Source organism: Pseudomonas fragariae (ex Marin et al. 2024), from assembly GCF_059621105.1.
Window position 1 is genome coordinate 2,275,909 of record NZ_CM184369.1, and the last position, 18,356, is coordinate 2,294,264.

General features: G+C 61.8%; 6 protein-coding genes. 2 read left to right on the plus strand and 4 right to left on the minus strand.

The window, feature by feature from the left end:
• Position 1 precedes the first annotated feature (1 nt).
• Positions 2-8,632, plus strand: coding sequence for an amino acid adenylation domain-containing protein (locus AC54XV_RS10105; protein ID WP_496718507.1), 8,631 nt, complete (start codon positions 2-4; stop codon positions 8,630-8,632).
• A 407-nt stretch (positions 8,633-9,039) separates the two neighbouring features.
• Positions 9,040-10,415 (plus strand): IS3-like element ISPsy9 family transposase gene (locus AC54XV_RS10110; protein WP_236469710.1). Its coding sequence is split into 2 segments (ribosomal slippage): positions 9,040-9,511 and positions 9,511-10,415, totalling 1,377 coding nucleotides; the frame shifts between segments, so codons are not numbered across the junction.
• A 110-nt stretch (positions 10,416-10,525) separates the two neighbouring features.
• Here AC54XV_RS10110 and AC54XV_RS10115 read toward each other — a convergent pair.
• The 4 genes from AC54XV_RS10115 to pvdO form a co-directional block, all read right to left on the minus strand.
• Positions 10,526-12,937: a TonB-dependent siderophore receptor gene (locus AC54XV_RS10115; RefSeq protein ID WP_496718509.1), complete on the minus strand. Its 2,412-nt coding sequence runs from the start codon at positions 12,935-12,937 to the stop codon at positions 10,526-10,528.
• Between the two features lie 250 nt (positions 12,938-13,187).
• Positions 13,188-15,428, minus strand: coding sequence for a TonB-dependent siderophore receptor (locus tag AC54XV_RS10120; protein WP_496718511.1), 2,241 nt, complete (start codon positions 15,426-15,428; stop codon positions 13,188-13,190).
• A gap of 305 nt (positions 15,429-15,733) precedes the next feature.
• Entirely contained in the window at positions 15,734-17,410 is a 1,677-nt protein-coding gene (locus AC54XV_RS10125) for a cyclic peptide export ABC transporter (RefSeq protein ID WP_496718513.1), read from the minus strand.
• A 66-nt stretch (positions 17,411-17,476) separates the two neighbouring features.
• Entirely contained in the window at positions 17,477-18,343 is an 867-nt protein-coding gene (gene pvdO / locus AC54XV_RS10130; RefSeq protein WP_496718515.1) for a dihydropyoverdine dehydrogenase, read from the minus strand.
• Between the last annotated feature and the right edge of the window lie 13 nt (positions 18,344-18,356).

The window sequence follows — 18,356 nt, forward strand, 5'->3', positions numbered from 1 at the left end:
CATGGACAAGTCTGCAGCAGAACGTATCGCCCAGCGTTTCGTCGGCTTGCCCGTCGAACAGCGCCGGCAGATCCTCGCCAAGATGCACGAGACCGGACAGAGCTTCAAACTGCTGCCCATCGCCGTGACCCGGCATGCCGCAGCGCTTATTCCGCTGTCTTACGCGCAGCAGCGCATGCTGTTCCTCTGGCAGATGGAACCGGGCAACGCGGCCTACAACGTGCCCATGGCGGTGCGTCTGAATGGCGCATTGGACCGGCAGGCCCTGAGCGCGGCGCTGGACCGGCTGGTGCAACGCCATGAAACCCTGCGCACCCGCTTCGTGTCAGAGGACGGCGTGTTCTACCAGGAGATTCTTGAACAGGCCAAGGTCGCCCTCGAGTTCGCGTCGGCGGCGCCCGCAGAGATCGAGCAGCAGGTGCGCGCCGAGTTGCAACAGCCCTTCGATCTGCTGAGCGGTACGCTGCTGCGGGTCAAGCTGTTCCAGTTGAGTGAAAGCGAACACGTACTGACCGTGTGCATGCATCACGTGGTGTCCGATGGCTGGTCCGGCGAAGTGCTGATTCGCGAGTTCGTGCAGCTTTATCAGGCGCAGGTATCCGGACAGCCAGCTCCGTTACCCGAGCTGGCGGTTCAGTACGCCGACTACGCGATCTGGCAACGCGCCTGGCTGGAGGCCGGGGAGGGCGAGCGGCAACTGGACTACTGGAAACAGCAACTGGGCAGCGAACATCCGCTGCTGAGCCTGCCACTGGATCATCCGCGTCCGCTGCAACCCAGCCATCGCGGTGCAATGGTGCGCGTCGACCTGCCGCAGCAACTCTCCGTGCAACTGAAAAGCCTGGCGCGCAACAACGGCCAGACCCTGTTCATGGTGACGCTGGCGGCGCTGTCGGTGGTGCTGTCGCGCTTCAGCGGGCAGTCCGATATCCGCATCGGCGCACCCAATGCCGGGCGCACACGCAGCGAGCTGGAAGGGCTGATCGGCTTTTTCATCAACACTCAGGTGCTGCGTGTGCAGGTGGACGAGCGGCAGAGCTTTGCCGAGCTGCTGGATCAGGTCAAACAGGTGGTGACGGGCGCGCAGTCGCATCAGGAACTGCCGTTCGAGCATCTGGTGGATGCCTTGGCACCGGAGCGCAATCCGGGCCACAACCCGCTGTTCCAGTTCAAGATCAATCAGCACGTGCTGGCGGCCGATGGCAGCGGGCAGCGCGTGTCGGGCCTGACGGTCGATGAGTTCCCGATAGGCAGCAGCGATGCGCGTTTCGACCTGGCCTTCGACTTCACCGACACGCCCGACGGGATACGCGGTTATTTCACCTACGCCACCGACCTGTTCGAAGCGCAGAGCATCGAGCGCATTGCCGACGCGCTGCGCAGCGGGCTGCAAGCACTGGTTTCGGACACCGACCGGCGTCTGGCCGATCATCCTCACGCGATATCGTCACCGGTCGCCGAGCAAACCCAGGACTTTGCCTGCCCCGATTTCCTCAGCCTCTGGCAACAGGGCCTGCGTGCCGGGCGTGGCAAGACTGCGTTGCGTGTGGGCCAGCAGGTGTTGAGCTTTGACGAGCTTGAGACACACAGTAATCAATTCGCCCGCTACCTGCACGCCCAGGACATCAAACCGGGCATGACCGTCGCGCTGTGCCTGGACCGCTCCGTGGAATGGGTGGTCAGCCTGCTGGCGGTGCTGAAGCTGGGCGCGGTGTACCTGCCGCTGGACAGCGCGCAACCGGCCGAGCGCCTGCAGCAACTGGTCCGTGACAGCGGCGCGGTGCTGCTGGTGCATGCGCCCGATGACGACAAGGCCGCGCGGTTGGGCGTGTGCCCGGTGCTGGCGTTCGATGCTGCGCTGTGGGCCGCTGTCGACAGCCAGGCGCTGGACGTTCGGGTGCTGCCCGGGCAAGTGGCGTACATCATCTACACCTCCGGCTCCACTGGGCAGCCCAAGGGCGTGGTGATCAGCCACGGCGCGCTGGCCAACTACGTGCAGGGCGTGCTTGAGCGCCTGGCGTTGAGCGACGGGGCGAGCATGGCGATAGTGTCGACGGTCGCTGCCGACTTGGGGCACACGCTGCTGTTCGGTGCGCTGGCCTCTGGCCGGGCGCTGCACCTGCTGTCTCACGAACAGGCGTTCGACCCTGACGGTTTTGCGCGTTACATGGTCGAGCATCAGGTTGACGTACTGAAAATCGTGCCCAGCCATTTGCAGGGCCTGCTGCAGGCCGCCAACCCGGCGGACGTGCTGCCTGGGCAAGTGCTGATTCTGGGCGGCGAGGCCAGCGCCTGGGCGTTGATCGAGCAGGTGCGTGCGCTCAAGCCGGGCTGCCGGATCATCAACCACTACGGCCCGACCGAAACCACGGTCGGCATCCTGACCCACGAAGTGGCCGGGCCTCTCAGCGCCTGCCGCAGTGTGCCGGTCGGTCAGCCGCTGGCCAACGGTAAGGCGCGGGTACTGGACGCTTACCTCAATCCGGTGGCCGAACGGGTGGCCGGTGAACTGTATCTGGGCGGGCGCGGGCTGGCGCAGGGTTATCTGGGCCGTGCGACAATGACCGCCGAACGCTTTGTGCCGGACCCGGACGCCAATGGTCAGCGCCTGTACCGGGCGGGCGACCGTGCGCGGTGGGTGGACGGCGTGCTGGAATACCTGGGCCGTGCTGACGATCAGGTGAAAATCCGCGGCTACCGGGTCGAACCGGGCGAGGTCGGCCAGCTTCTGCAAACCCTGGACAACGTGGCTGATGCCGTGGTGCTGGCCCAGCCGCTGGAAAGCGATGAGACACGTCTGCAACTGGTGGCCTATTGCGTCGCGGCAGCCGGTGCGAGCCTGAATATTGAAAGCCTGCGTGGGCAACTGGCGGCGCGCTTGCCCGAGTATCTGGTGCCCGCGCAGATCATGCTCCTGGAGCGTCTGCCAGTGACCGCCAACGGCAAGCTCGACAAGCGCGCCTTGCCCATGCCCGGCGTGGTCAAACAGCGCTACACCGCGCCGGTCGGCGAGATCGAGGAAAAGCTCGCCGCCGTGTGGGCGGACGTGCTGAAACTGGAACAGGTCGGCAGCACCGACAACTTCTTCGAACTGGGCGGCGATTCGATCCTCAGTCTGCAGATCATCGCCCGCGCCAAGCGCCAGGGCATCAAGCTCAGCCCCAAGCAATTGTTCGAAAAACAGACCATCGGCCAACTGGCTTCGGTGGCAAAACTGATTCAGAAAAAGCCCGTCGCTGCGGCAGAGCAGATCAGCGGTTCGTTGCCGTTGCTGCCGATTCAGGCACGTTTCTTCGAACTGGACATCCCCGAGCGCCAGCACTGGAATCAGGCGCTGATGCTCAAGCCGTTGCAAACGCTGGAGGCCGCTCATCTACAGTCGGCATTGACTGCGTTGGTCGAACAGCACGATGCGTTGCGTCTGGGTTTCACCCGGCAGAGCGGCCAATGGCAGGCCACCTTCGGCGCGCCGAACACTCGCGAGCTGCTCTGGGCCCATGAGCTGGACAGCATCGAGCGCTTGCCTGAGCTGGCCGCTGAGGCGCAACGCAGCCTGGACCTGAAAAACGGCCCGTTGCTGCGTGCCGTGCTGATCAACCTGCCGCAAGGCGAACAGCGCTTGTTGCTGGTGATTCACCATCTTGTGGTGGACGGCGTGTCATGGCGGGTGTTGCTGGAAGACCTGCAACAGGCGTACATCGCCCTCGCAGCAGGTCAGCCAGCGCTGCTGCCCGCAAAAACCAGCTCGCTGCAAGCCTGGGCCGAGCATCTGCAGGCCTACGCGCAAAGTCCGGCGCTGGAGCAGGAACTGAGCTACTGGCAGACGCAATTGCAGGACGTCAGCGATGCCTTGCCGTGTGATCATCCGCATGGCGGCCAGCAACAGCAGCATGCGCTGTCGGTGGTCACCCAACTGAACAGCGAACTGACCCGGCAACTGCTGCAGGACGCCCCGGCGGCCTACCGCACGCAGATCAATGACCTGCTGCTGACCGCGCTGGCGCGGGTGGTCAGCCGCTGGACCGCGCAACCGCATGCGTTGATTCGTCTTGAAGGCCACGGCCGCGAAGACCTGTTCGACGCATTGGACCTGAGCCGCACGGTGGGTTGGTTCAGCAATGTGTACCCGGTCAGGCTCACCCCGCAGGCCTCGCTGGCCGACTCGATCATGACCATCAAGGAGCAACTGCGCGGAGTGCCCGACAAGGGCATCGGTTACGGCGCGTTGCGCTACCTGGGCCGCGAATCGGCTCGGCAGACCCTGCAAGCCCTGCCGCTGGGCAGCATCGTGTTCAATTACCTGGGGCAGTTCGACGGCAGCTTCGACGCACCAGAGGCACTGTTCACACCCTCGGCCGACAGCAGCGGTGCCTCACAGAGTGCTGATGCGCCGCTGGCTGCGCCGATCAGCATCAACGGTCAGGTCTATGCCGGTGAGCTGCGCCTGAGCTGGACCTTCAGTGGCGCGGTGTTCGAGCGCGAGACCGTGCAGCGTCTGGCCGATGAGTACGCCGCCGAATTGCAACAATTGATTGCCCATTGCACCACCGAAGGCGTGGCCGGGGCGACTCCGTCGGACTTCCCACTGGCGCGCCTGAGCCAGTCACAGTTGAGCAGTTTGCCGATAGCTGCCGGGCAGATCGAAGACCTCTACCCGCTGGCACCGATGCAGCAGGGCATGCTGTTCCACACCTTGTTCGAGCAGCAAGCGGGTCATTACATCAACCAGATGCGCATCGACGTCAGCGGTCTGGACGTGCCGCGTTTCTGCGCCGCCTGGCAGGCTACGCTGGATGCTCATGAGGTGCTGCGCAGCGCTTTCATCAGCCATCTGCAGCCAGCGCTGCAAGTGGTCTTGCGTGATGTGCGCATGCCTTTTGTCGAGCTGGATGCGCGGGGGCAGTCGTCTGACTGGATCGACCAATGGGCCGATGCCGACCGCCAGCAGGGTTTCGATCTGGCCCAGGGGCCGTTGCTGCGCCTGGCTGTAGTGCGCACCGGCGAGCAGAGCCATCAACTGATCTATACCAGCCATCACATCCTCATGGACGGCTGGAGCAGCTCGCGTTTGTTAGGTGAAGTGCTGCAGCGTTATAGCGGCCAGACACTGCCTAGGCAGGTCAGCCGCTATCGCGACTACATCGAATGGTTGCAGCGCCAGGATGCCGGGCTCAGCGAGCGTTTCTGGACCGGTCAGCTGGCCAGACTCGATGAGCCAACGCGTCTGGTGCAGGCCTTCAAGGCGCCTGATAGCGGGCAGGGACATGGTGATTACCTGCACTTGATCGACGCCGAGAACACCCGTCAACTGAGTGAGTTTGCCCGTGAGCAGCGCGTGACCCTCAACACGCTGGTGCAATCGGCCTGGCTGCTGGTGCTGCAACGCTATACGGGGCAGTCCAGCGTCACCTTCGGCGCAACCGTGGCCGGGCGTCCGGCGGACCTGCCGGGTGTCGAGGAGCAGCTCGGGCTGTTCATCAATACCCTGCCGGTGATCGCCAGCCCGCGTGCCGAGCAGCGTGTGGCGGAGTGGGTGCAACAGGTGCAGGCGCAGAACATCGCCTTGCGAGAGCACGAACACACGCCGCTGTACGAGATTCAGCGTTGGGCACGCAGCGCTGGCGAGGCGCTGTTCGACACTATTCTGGTGTTCGAAAACTACCCGGTTTCCGAAGCCTTGCAACAGGCTGCGCCGCCCGGACTGGTATTCGGCGGCCTGCACACGCAGGAGCAGACGCATTACCCACTGACGCTGGTGGTCAATCTCGGTGAAACCCTGTCGTTGCGCTTCAGTTACGCCCGTGAGGCGTTCAGCGAGCAACACATGGCGCAGTTGTCGGCGCATTTTCAGCAGGTCCTGCAGGCGCTGACGCATGACGCGCAGGCGGCGCTTGGCGAACTGGCGCTGTTGAGCGACCGCGAGCAGCAGCATGTGCTGCGCGAGTGGAACGCCACAGCCGCAGACTTCCCCAGCGAGCAGTGCCTGCACAATCTGATCGAAGCCCAGGTGCGTGCGACACCGGACGCTCCGGCACTGATCTTCGCCGCCGAGCAGATGAGCTACGCGCAACTCAACGCCCGCGCCAATCAGCTTGCGCATCGCCTGCGTGAGTCGGGCGTCGGCCCGGACGTATTGGTGGGTATCTGCGTCGAGCGCAGCCTGGAACTGGTGATCGGTCTGCTGGCGATCATCAAGGCCGGTGGCGCTTACGTGCCGCTGGACCCGGATTACCCCGAGGATCGGCTGGTTTACATGATGCAGGACAGCGGTATCGGTCTGCTGCTGACTCAGGCGGCGCTATTGGAGCGTTTGCCGATTCCGCCCCAGGTGCAGAGCCTGTGCCTGGATCAGCACGGCGACTGGCTGGAAGGTTACAGCACTGCCAACCCGGTCAACCTGAGTCATCCATTGAATCTGGCTTACGTGATTTATACCTCGGGTTCGACCGGCAAACCCAAGGGCGCGGGCAACAGCCATCGTGCGCTGGTCAACCGTCTGCACTGGATGCAGAAGGCCTACGCGCTGGATGGCAGCGATACGGTTCTGCAAAAGACGCCGTTCAGTTTCGACGTGTCGGTCTGGGAGTTCTTCTGGCCGCTCATGACTGGCGCACGTCTGGCCGTGGCGCTGCCGGGCGATCACCGCGACCCCGAGCGGCTGGTGCAGACCATCCGTGAGCATAAGGTCACGACTTTGCATTTCGTGCCGTCGATGCTGCAGGCGTTCATGACTCATCCGCAGGTGGAAAGCTGTAACACGCTGCGTCGGGTGGTATGCAGCGGTGAAGCACTGCCTGCCGAACTGGCCGCCCAGGTGCTCAAGCGTCTGCCGCTGGCCGGTCTGTACAACCTGTATGGCCCGACCGAAGCGGCCATCGACGTGACCCATTGGACGTGCAGCACGGATGACATCCTCAGCGTGCCGATCGGACGGCCGATCGACAACCTGAAAACCCACATCCTCGACCACGGCCTGCTGCCTGCCGCACAGGGCGTGGCGGCGGAGTTGTATCTGGGTGGCGTCGGTCTGGCACGTGGTTATCACAACCGTGCAGCCTTGACGGCTGAGCGTTTCGTGCCGGACCCGTTCGACGAGCAGGGCGGCGGCAGGCTGTACCGCACCGGCGATCTGGCGCGTTATCGCGACGCAGGTGTCATCGACTACGCCGGGCGTATCGACCACCAGGTGAAGATTCGCGGTCTGCGTATCGAACTGGGTGAAATCGAAGCGCGTCTGCATGAGCATGCCGCTGTGCGCGAAGCCACGGTGATCGACATCGACGGGCCGTCCGGCAAGCAACTGGTGGCTTATCTGGTGCCAACCGATGCCGCTGAGGCGCCGGACGTTCTGCGCGAGCGTCTGCAGGCCCACCTCAAGGCTCACGTGCCGGATTACATGGTGCCGGGCTACTTTGTCTTTATCGATTCGATGCCGCTGACCGCCAATGGCAAGCTGGATCGCAGAGCACTGCCGAAACCGGACGTGGCCCGCTCACAGCAGGGTTACGTGGCGCCGCGTACGGCATTCGAGCAACGTCTTGCTGCGTTGTGGGAGCAGGTGTTGCACGTCGAACGGGTCGGGCTCAACGACAACTTCTTCGCGCTGGGCGGGCACTCGTTGCTGGCGGTTTCACTGGTGGGCAGGATTCGCGAGACGTTCGATATCTCCATCAAACTGCATGACTTGCTGTTGCTGCAGACCCTGGGTGAACTCGCCGATTTCATGCGTGCCGATGAGGCTCGGGTCAAATCGGCGGTCATCGCCATGAACGCCAATGGCTCGACGCATGCGCCACTGTTCTGCCTGCCACCGGGCGGTGGTGGCACCTATTCGTATTACCCGCTGGCGGGCAGGTTGAGCGACAGCCGACGGGTTTACGGGTTGGTCAACAAGGCCTACGTGGTGCCGGGCTGGTTCGATACGTCGTGGCAGGACATGGTCGACTACTACGTCGAACAGATCCGCATGACCCAGCCGCACGGGCCTTACAACCTGCTGGGCTGGTCGATGGGCGGCGCGCTGGCCGTCGAGGTCGCGCATGTGCTGGAGCGCGCTGGCGAGGTGGTGAGCTTTCTCGGGCTGGTCGACACCCAGCTACCGGCATCGGTGGGCATGCAATGGGTCGAAGAGGATCCGCAAGTCACCACGCAGCAGCAGGGCGAAAACTACTACCGCAGCCTGATCAAAAGCCTGCAGGCCTTTGTGCCGGGCTTGCAGGAGCAAACCATTGTCGACCTGATCGAAAAGGCCCGGCAGTCGGTGAGCGGGGAGAGTGAAGTGATTGACCAGGTAATCGAGCAGATCGCATTGCAACATGCGATGAACGTCGACAGCCTGCGCAGCATGTTCCAGGACATCGCGGTGCAGGACGAAATCGAAACCGGTTACAAGTTACTGGAAGCCAACGCAAAACTCAGCCAGGCGTTTACCTTGAAAACCCTCAATGTGCAGGTCGATTGCTGGTGGGCAGGGCAGAGCCGTAAACCGGGGCAGATTGCCAAGGCCGAAGCGGTGCTGCTGGAACAGTGCTCGGTCAACGGACTGCGCAGCTCGACAACGATCGATCAACGGCACGACAACCTGGTGATCGCGGAAGCGTTTCTGCAGGGGCTTGCCGAGCGTTTGGTGTGACGCAGAGCGTCACGAACGGCATTCCCACGCTGGAGCGTGAGGAACGATGGGTGTCTGGACTGGGATGTGATGGATGATAAGCGTCCTGAAGAACACTATCGTGCCCATGCTCCGCGTGGGCATGCCTTTCTGGACGCTCTGCGTCCTCTCTTGAGTGCGTGGTGCGGCGTAGCTGGTGTGACGCAGAGCGTCACGAACGGCATTCCCACGCTGAAGCGTGAGGAACGATAAGCGTCCTGAAGAACACCATCGTGCCCATGCTCCGCGTGGGCATGCCTTTCTGGACGCTCTGCGTCCTCTCTTGAGTGCGTGGCGCGGCGTAGCTGGTGTGACAGAGCGTCACGAACGGCATTCCCACGCTGGAGTGGTGTGACCCCCGAAGGTTGGATGCAACCTTTGGAGGCGTCATGGGTAAATATACAGAGCAGGCAAAACTCGCAGCCGTGAAAGAGTATTGTGCCGGCAAGGCAGGTTTGAGGGATGTTGCGCGTCGCCACGATGTGGACTTTTCCTGCCTTCGTCAGTGGGTCGCGGCTTATCAGATCCACGGCCCAGCCGCTCTTAAAGAGAAAAGGCGGCAGCGTTACAGTGACGAATTCAAGCTAGCTGTTTTGAAGCGCATGCATGATGAGCGATTATCACTGCGCCAGACAGCGGCCTTGTTCGATATCCGTCAGTTCGGCATCATCAATCTATGGCAGCGCCTTTTTGACGAAGGTGCTCTTAACGCATCCTCAAAGCCCCCTAAGAAAGCTGGACGCCCAAGAAAGATGACGACGCCCCTTCCCCCTGTGAACTCCGCTCCGATCAACGATGAATCGCGCTCGCGTGACGAGTTGCTTGCCGAGGTGAAGCAACTGCGGATGGAGGTCGATTATCTAAAAAAGCTCGATGCCTTGGTTCAGAAGAAGCAACGAATAGCGCAGCAGAAAAAGCGCAAATCGTGATGGAACTGAGGCCTTTACATTCTCTGGACGGCCTGCTGAAGTTTGCCGGTCTGGCACGCAGCACTTTTTACTATCAACAAAAGGTACTGCTGGCAGATGACAAATACGCCGGGCTGAAAGACCTGATTCAGGCAACTTTCTACGAGCACAAGGGCCGGTATGGCTATCGTCGCATCACGGCAGCTTTGCGCAGGGCGGGCCATCTTGTGAACCACAAGACGGTGCAGAAACTAATGGGGCAGCTAGGCCTGAAGAGCCTGATACGCGTGAAGAAATACCGTTCCTACAAAGGCGAAACAGGCAAGGCCGCGCCTAACCTGCTAAAGCGTGATTTCAAAGCGCAATACCTTAACCAGAAATGGGCCACCGACGTGACCGAATTCAAAGTAGGAGGCCAGAAACTCTATCTGTCGCCGATCATGGATCTGTACAGCGGCGAAATCATTTCCTATGCGATTGCCAGGCGCCCGCTGTACTCCATGGTCGACGAAATGCTTGAAGGAGCATTTAAGCGGCTTGGACCGCATGAAAAGCCGATTTTGCATTCCGACCAGGGCTGGCAATATCGGATGCCTATTTACCAGCGACTGCTCAATGAGAATTCGATCGCAGCCAGCATGTCGCGCAAGGGTAACTGCTACGACAACGCGGCTATTGAGAGCTTTTTTAGCACGCTGAAATCCGAATTTTTCTACCTGAACAAATTTAACGATCTGGATGAGCTTCAAGCGGGTATCGAAGAGTACATTGAGTATTACAATCACTCACGCATAAAACTGAAGCTTAACGGCCTGAGTCCTGTGGAATACAGAATGCAGGCCGCCAAGGCAGCGTAGGTGGATAATTGTCCAACCTTCGGGGGTCACACCAGAGCGTGAGGAACGACAGGTATCTGGGCTGGAGCGTGCCTTTCTGGACGCTGTTGATCACGAGGGGCGAGCGTCGCTTAAAAATCACCGCGCAGGGTCAGGACGTAGTTGCGTGGGTCGCCGTAGTAGTTGCCGCGGTCGATGTCGCCGGTGGCCTTGTAGTATTTGCGATCCAGCAGGTTGTTACCGTTGAGCGCCACCGTCCAGTGTTCGTCGATTTTCCACGCAACCCGCGCATCCCAGATGGCCCGGCCAGCGTTATCGATGGGTTGGGTCGACTCGTGTTCCAAGTAGCCGCTCTGCGCCGAGACCCCGCCGCCGATGGTCAAGCGACGCCAGGCGCCGGGCAGGGTGTAGCTGCTGGTCAGGCGCAGCATGTGCCGGGGTGTTTCCGCTGAAATCGATTGCCCGTCACTGCCGCGGGTGATGTTGAACGTGTAGCCGGCCAAGGTCTGCAATCCCGGTAACGGCTCGCCGCTGATTTCCATGTCGATGCCCTTGCTGCGCCGGATATCACCGTTCAGGTAGCAGGTCCCATAGGCATCATTGCTAACGCACTGACCAGCATTGGCATCATCCTCGACGGCCACATCCTTCTGCTTCACATAGAACAGCGCCAGTGACACATTCAGACGTTTGTCGAACAGCTCGCCCTTGATTCCGGTTTCATGGCTGGCGCCGATGGCCGGATCAAGCAGCGTGCCTGATGCGGTTCGATAGGCGCTTTGCGGCAGAAAAATATCCGTGTAACTGGCGTACCACGACCAGTCCCGGTTGAGGTCGTAGATGACCCCCGCAAACGGGGTGACCTGATTGTCCTCCTGGGCGCGACGGGTCACGCCTGCAGACGTGGTCTGATAGTCATAGCTGCTGACCCGGCCACCCATCACCAGGCTCAACGACTCTGTCAGGCTCAGGCGCAGGTTGCTGTAGACGCCATAGCGCTTGTCGCTGTAGTCCGTGCTGCTCCAGGCCGGACGCGGAGGTTCGGCAATCGCGTCGTGGTCGGGGCTGAAGATAGCCAGCGGTTGATTGGCGTTGACCGTGGCATAGCGCGACTCGCGTTTCTGTTCGGACCCGTTGCCGCCGACGGTCAACTGGTGACTCAGGCCAAAGGCGTCGAACCGGCCATCCAGGTGCGCGTCGATGCCATTGCTATGAATATCGTCCGAGCGGAACAGGGTTCTGACCAGCCGGGAACCGCTCTGCGTCGCTGGATCAATAGCGCCCTGTGCATAGGCGACCTTCTGATCGAAAGCGCCATCGGAGTGAGTGGCAGACAGTGTGCCGCTCCAGTTGTCGTCAAAGCGGGTTTCCAGTTCGCTGAACACTTCGTCGGTGCGGGTCTGGTGGCGGTTCCAGTCCTGGGCCAGCGACGTCGAACGCGGCAGGTCGATGGCCTTGCCGTTGCTGTAGCGAGGCAGACCGAAGATCGAAAAGCCCTGGGTGTCGGCGTTCTGATGGCGTACGCCCAGGGTCAGGGTGGTGTCTTCGCTCAGGTCGGTTTCCAGGATGCCGTAGAGCAACGGTGCGGTTTTCTGCAGACCATCGGTGAAATAGCCGCGGTCTTCATAGGACGTTACAAAACGCCCGCGGATGCTGCCTGAATCGTTGAGTTTGCTGCTGCCATCCAGATCGACCCGGTAGCTGTCCCAACTGCCTGCGCGAGTGGTGATCGACAACTGCGGCAGGGCGGTCGGGCGCTTGCGGACCAGATTGACCGCGCCACCGGGGTTGCCCGCGCCGATCAGCAAGCCGGCCGCGCCGCGCAGCACTTCGACGCGGTCGTAGATTTCCATGTCCGGGGTCATCCAGCCGGTCACGCTGTAACCCTGGCCAGCCACGCCATCGATGATGTAACTCTCGTCCTCCAGCGCGAAGCCCCGCGAACTGAAGACATGAGAGCCGAAATTGCGTTGGGAAAAGGTGATGCCGGGCGTCTGTGCCATCACCTCGTCGAGGCCGGTGAGGTTTTTGTCGTCCATCACCTGGCGGGTCATGACGGTAACCGACTGCGGCGTTTCGCGCAGCGACTGAGCGGTCTTGTTGATACTCACGCCAGTGGCCGCATACGAGCCGCTGCCCTCGGTGGTGATGCCGAACGAGTCGCCCTTTATCGCCACCGGCCCCAGGTTCATGGTGTGTGCGGAGGCAGCAGCGCCAAGGGTCAGGGTGTTGTCTTCAAGACTGTGCGCTACGTTGGCTTTTTTCAGCAGGTCGGCGACGGCCTGTTCGGGCGTCAGCCTGCCATGCACCGGGCTGCTGAGCTTGCCGTTCAGGTCGTCGGGGTTGTAGAGGATTTGCAGATCGCACTGGCGGCCCAATTCTTTCAGGGCACTGCTCAGCGTCTGCGCCGGAATATCGAATTCGAACTCCTCCGCCAGCGCCTGTCCTTGGACACTCAACGCCAGCACCAGCCCCACGCCGCCCAGACGCAGGCCGAGCGTTTTCACGCGGCCGGTGCGCAGACGGCTGGAGGATGATTGCATGGCAGGGATGGCTCGTTGAGATCAATGGCGAAGGATAATGCATTTGCGGCAGCCTGGTCGCGTGCACAGCGCTGTATCACGAACCGAAACCGCTCCGCGCGGAGCATGGGCACGATGGTGCCGCGCCACGCGATCAACGCTTCGCTTGCTCGCGAAGATGCCTGTCCAGCCCCGGAAATCAGGGCATCTGAACCATTGCCTTCGCGAGCAAGCTCGCTCCCACAGGGATTTCTATAACGCTGAGCTTAGATCAGAAATCCCCCCGCAAGGTCAGGACGTAGCTGCGCGGTTCGCCGTAGACGTTGGAGCGGTCGGTGGCGATCGAGGTGGTGTAGTACTTGCGGTCGAACAGGTTTTCGGCGTTGAGCGACACCTTCCAGTTTTCGTCCAGTTTCCATGACGCCCTGGCATCCCAGATGGCCCGACCGGCTACGCCGAGTGCTTTGTCGTAGGGCACTTCGTAACCCGAATCCGCCGACACTCCAGCGCCCAGGGTCAGGCGGTTCCAGGCACCCGGCAGGTTGTAGCTGGTGTTGAGGCGCAGCATGTGTTTCGGCGTTTCGTAAGCCACATCCGAATCACCGTTGTTGCGCAGCATGTTGTAGGTGTAACCGCCGAACACTTGCAGCCCCGGCAGTACCTCGCCGCTGGCCTCGACGTCGACGCCCTTGCTGCGGCTGATGCCGTCCTGCAGGTAGCAGGAGCCGTCGGAGCTGGTAGGGCACGTTGTAAGGTTATCCTGGGCCGCGATATCGACAGCAGCCACATCTTTCTGCTTGATATAGAACAGCGCCATCGACAGGTTCATGCGCTTGTCGAACAGCTCGCCCTTGAAGCCGGTTTCGTAGTTGGAGCCGATGGCCGGGTCCAGTGGCGAGCCGCCAGCGGTGACGTAGTTGGCCTGTGGCGTGAAGATGTCGGCATAGCTGGCGTACCACGACCAGCTGTCGTTGATGTCATAGATAACACCCGCGAAGGGCGTGAATTCCTGAGTCTGTTTGGACTCGTAATCCTTCGCCAAGCCGGTTTTGACGTCGTACTTGTAGTCATACCAGCTGAGGCGCGTGCCCAGCACCACGCTCAACGGTTCGCTCAGGTGAATACGCGTGTTGGCGTACAGACCCGCGCGTTCTTCGGTGGTGTCGATGTCGGTTTGCCAGGCCGGACGGGCTGGTTTGGCGAATGCGTTCTGGTCGACATCGAAGATGTTGATCGCGGTCCGTCTCGTCAACGTAACTTGATGCGTGTTGGCCTCCTGCTTCGACCAGTCGGCACCCAGGGTCACCTGATGTTCGAGGCCGAACGCGTTGAAGTTGCCTTCCAGCTGGCTGTTCAGACCGACGCTGTCGACCTCGTCCTTGCGGAACAGCGTGCCCTGAAAGTTGGAGCCCGCCAGCGTCACGGGATTCACTGCGCCCCGTGCAAAGGCAATGTTCTGATCGAAGCCACCCTGGGAATAGGTCAATGACGTCCGGCTGGTCCAGTCTTCATTGAAGCGATGCGCGACTTCGGTGAACACCTCGGTCATGTCGCTTTCATGGCGGTTCCACTTCTGCGCCAGGTTGGTCGAGCGCGACAGGCCCAGCGACTGGCCGTTGCTGTAGCGCGGCAGGCCATAGATCGAGTAGCCGTTGATGACCTGTTCCTGACGACGCAGGCTCATGGTCAGGGTGGTGTCATCGCTCAGGTCGGCTTCGACGATGCCGTACAGCAGCGGCGTGCGGCTGTCGCGACCGTCCAGGTAGGAGCCGCTGTCATCGTAGGCCGCGACCATGCGCCCGCGCAGGGTGCCGGAATCGTTGAGCTTGCCGCTGCCATCCAGGTCGACCCGGTACTGGTCCCATGAGCCGGCGCGGGTGGTGATCGAGAATTTGTTATCGGCAGTCGGGCGTTTGCGCACCAGATTGACCGCGCCGCCGGGCTGCCCGGCACCGACCAACAGCCCTGACGCGCCGCGCAGCACTTCCACACGGTCGTAGATGGCCACGTCCGGCTGCATCCAGCCGGTGATCTGATAGCCCTGACCGCCAATGCCGTCGACCAGGAAGCTTTCCGCCAGCAGCGAGAAGCCACGCGAGGTGTACACGTGACCGCCGAAGTTGCGGTACTGGAAAGTGATACCCGGGGTGTCTTCCAGCACGTCGCTGAGGCTGGTGAGGTTGTTGTCATCCATGACTTGCCGAGTCACCACGCTCACCGATTGCGGTGTTTCGCGCAGCGATTGCGGTGCACCCTTGCCGATACTCACTGCGCCGGTGGTGTAGGAACCGGTGCCGTCGGTGGTGGTGCCCAGGTAATGCGAGTCGATTGCAGTCGGGGCCAGATTGACTGTGCCCGTGGTGTTCGAATCGTCTGCGACGGTTTCCTGTGCCTGACCGGCGACCGGCATGCACAGCGCAAGACCCATGGCCGCCATGGATGGCCGGGAGCGGAACATCTGACTGAGCATCAACGCTTTGCTGAGCGGGGTGAGTCGTGACGGGTTGTGCATGAATTGGCTCTTTCCAGTGGGTATCGGCAAGGAGATCGGGGGCGTCGTTCAGGTCTGCGCAGTCGGGTCCAGCCGTCGACCGGGCAGGCGTGAGCCACTTTTTTATGGAGCGTTGCGCGAGAGATGGCTGGGCGCGCAATTCGCTGTTAATGAGAACGAAAGCGAATAACGTTTATTTAATGTTTTTTTCACACTCCACGAAAAAAGATGGCGCTTGGCTAGCAATTGAGGGTGGCGCGGAGCGGCCAGGCAAAAAAAGCCCCGCTCGCGGACGGGCCGGGCAGGGCGTTTCAGGTGCGAGTGAATCACGCCGTAATGGTTTTATCGCGGGTTTCGTTGCGAACCTGTTCGACCTGAATCTGCCCGGTCTGCATCCGCACCAACTGATCGGCAACGTAGAAATAGCGGTCGTCATGGGAGATCACGATGATGGTCTTGCCCTGTTGCTTCAATTCCGGCAGCAGCTCGGCGTAGAACACGCGACGGAACGCCGGGTCCTGATCGGCGGCCCACTCGTCGAAGACCAGCACCTGACGCTCGTCCAGCCACGCATTGATCAGTGCCAGACGCTTGCGCTGACCGGTCGACAGATCGGTGGTGGTGAAGGCACCGTTCTCGATGCTGACCTTGTGCGCGATGTCCAGGCGCTCCAGGTACTTGCCCGCGTCCGGCGGCAGCGCGGCCTGGCCCTGCAACGGCTCGTCGAACAGGTAGTAGTCGGCGAAAATCGTGGTGAACAGCTGGCGGTAGTCATCCAGGTTTTCCGCGGTAACGGCCTGGCCATTCAGGCGGATCTCACCCTGTTGCGGGGTGTACAGGCCCAGCAGCAGCTTGATCAGCGTGGTCTTGCCACAGCCGTTCTCGCCGACGATGAACACGATGTCGCCCTGTTTGATGCTCAGGTCGACCGGGCCGAGGTGAAAGGCGTCGCTGCCCTCGACCGGCGGGTAGTCATAGCGCAGGTTGTGCAGTTCCAGCGTGTGCATGCTGGCCAGCGACGTCGGGCGGTCACTGACCAGCAGGTGCGGTTCGGGGCTGGAGAATTTCCACGACAGCTCGGCGATGCGGCGCATGGCGATCTGCGCGCGGCTGATGCCGGGCAGGGCAGTCATCAGGCGTTCCAGCGGGCCTTTCATGTACAGCATCACCAGCACGAAGCCGCCCAGCACGGTTTTCTCGGTGGTCGGCCACATGGCCTGGAAGGCGATGGCCATGCCGATCACCGCAAAGAACAGCATCGAGCCGAAGGTTTCCGCGCTGACGAAGATGTTGGCAGCGCGAATGTTCGAGCGGCAGATGTGTTCAGTGGCCCCGTGAATCTTTTCGTCGAGCATGTGCTGACGACGTTTGCGCTGAATGCGCAGCTCCTTGGCGCCTGCGGACAGCGCCTGGTAGTGCTTCTGCAATTCGTCTTCGCTGTTGCGCGCCGCCAGAATGCTGCGCATGCCGAATGCATGCGCCAGGTATTGTGCGCCGGTGCCGAGCACCACGGTGAGCACTGTCAGTGCCAGAATCTGCCAGGACAGCACGGCCAGATAGGCCAGACAGCCGAGGGTGACGGTAAACGAGATCACCATCGGCGCGACCGACAGGGCAAAGGTGCTGATGGTGTTGACGTCGTTGAGCAGCACCGGGATCAGGCGGTGCGCGCGATAGCGTTCCAGCTGCTCGATGGGCGCGACCAGCACCTTGGCCGCCAGCTCGCGGCGCAGGTTGGCGACGACTCGCTGGCCGACGTAATTGGTCGACAGGTTGGACAGGGTCGAACACGCCAGGGTCAGCACACACAGGCCGGCGAACAGCAGCGCGGTCTGCGTGTCCGGCCCGCCTGGCCTGTTCATCGCGTTGTTGATGGTGGCCAGCAGGCCGGTGACGCTCAGGCCGCTGACAATCCCCAGCAAGGTCGACAGCGCCACCAGCCACCAGAACGGCTTGAGGATTCTCAGGGTTTCCCGGGCGAGGCTTTCAGTTGTGCGGGTCATGGTGTGTCTCGTCAGTGTCCGTGAGTGCGGCGTGGGCTGGTTCAGGCCGGGAGTGCATAAAGTCCGTCAGAGGTCGCGGGCGACCCGGAAGCCCAGCCAGTCACCCCGTACATCCGGCTGGCGGCTGTTGCGGTTGCCAGAGCGCGAGAAGATCGGCGCTTCGGTCCAGTCATTGCCGCGAATCATCTTCCAGGTGCAATCACCGGCCAGCCACGCGCTGCCATCGGTGGGCGCGCCCTTGTAGTTGCTGGTCTCGCAATCGGCGGTCCACTCGTAGACGTTGCCGTGGGCGTCGTAGATGCCGAAATCGTTGGGGCTGTAGCTGCCGGCAGGCGCTGTGTAGCTGAAACCGTCTTCCGGGCCGTAGGTGTTGGCGTGTTTGGCAATGCTGTAGGGCTTGCCTTCGTCCATCGGAAACGGGAACGAGCCCTTGCTGCCGCCGCGTGCCGCGTATTCACGCTGGGCTTCGCTGACCATGTGGTAGGACTTGCCGGTTTTTTTCGACAGCCATTCGACATACGCCTTGGCTTCGTTCCAGTCCATGCACACCGCAGGCTGACGCGGGCTCAGCGGGTAGCGCGGCTTGCCGGCCTTGCACTCGCGGCCCGGCCGGGTATCGCCATCCGGCATTTTGTAACCGGAGCTTTTGATATAGGCGGCCCATTCGCCAGCCAGTATCTGAAAGCGGCTGATGGCGAACGGTTTGGCGAAGGTCACGTCATGCAGCGGGCCTTCGTCCGGCTGACGACCCAGTTCCTCTTCGGGCGCACCCATGGTGAAAGTGCCCGCAGGCAGCACGACCATTTCCGGGCAGTCCTTGCAGTCCTTGAACACTTTTCCGGGCGCGGGCACCGCTGCGGGCGTGGCGGCGAGGGTGGTGCCGCATAGCAACAGGCCGAGCAGGGCGGACAGGGGCAGCAATGTTTTTTTCATGACGGGTCTCGAT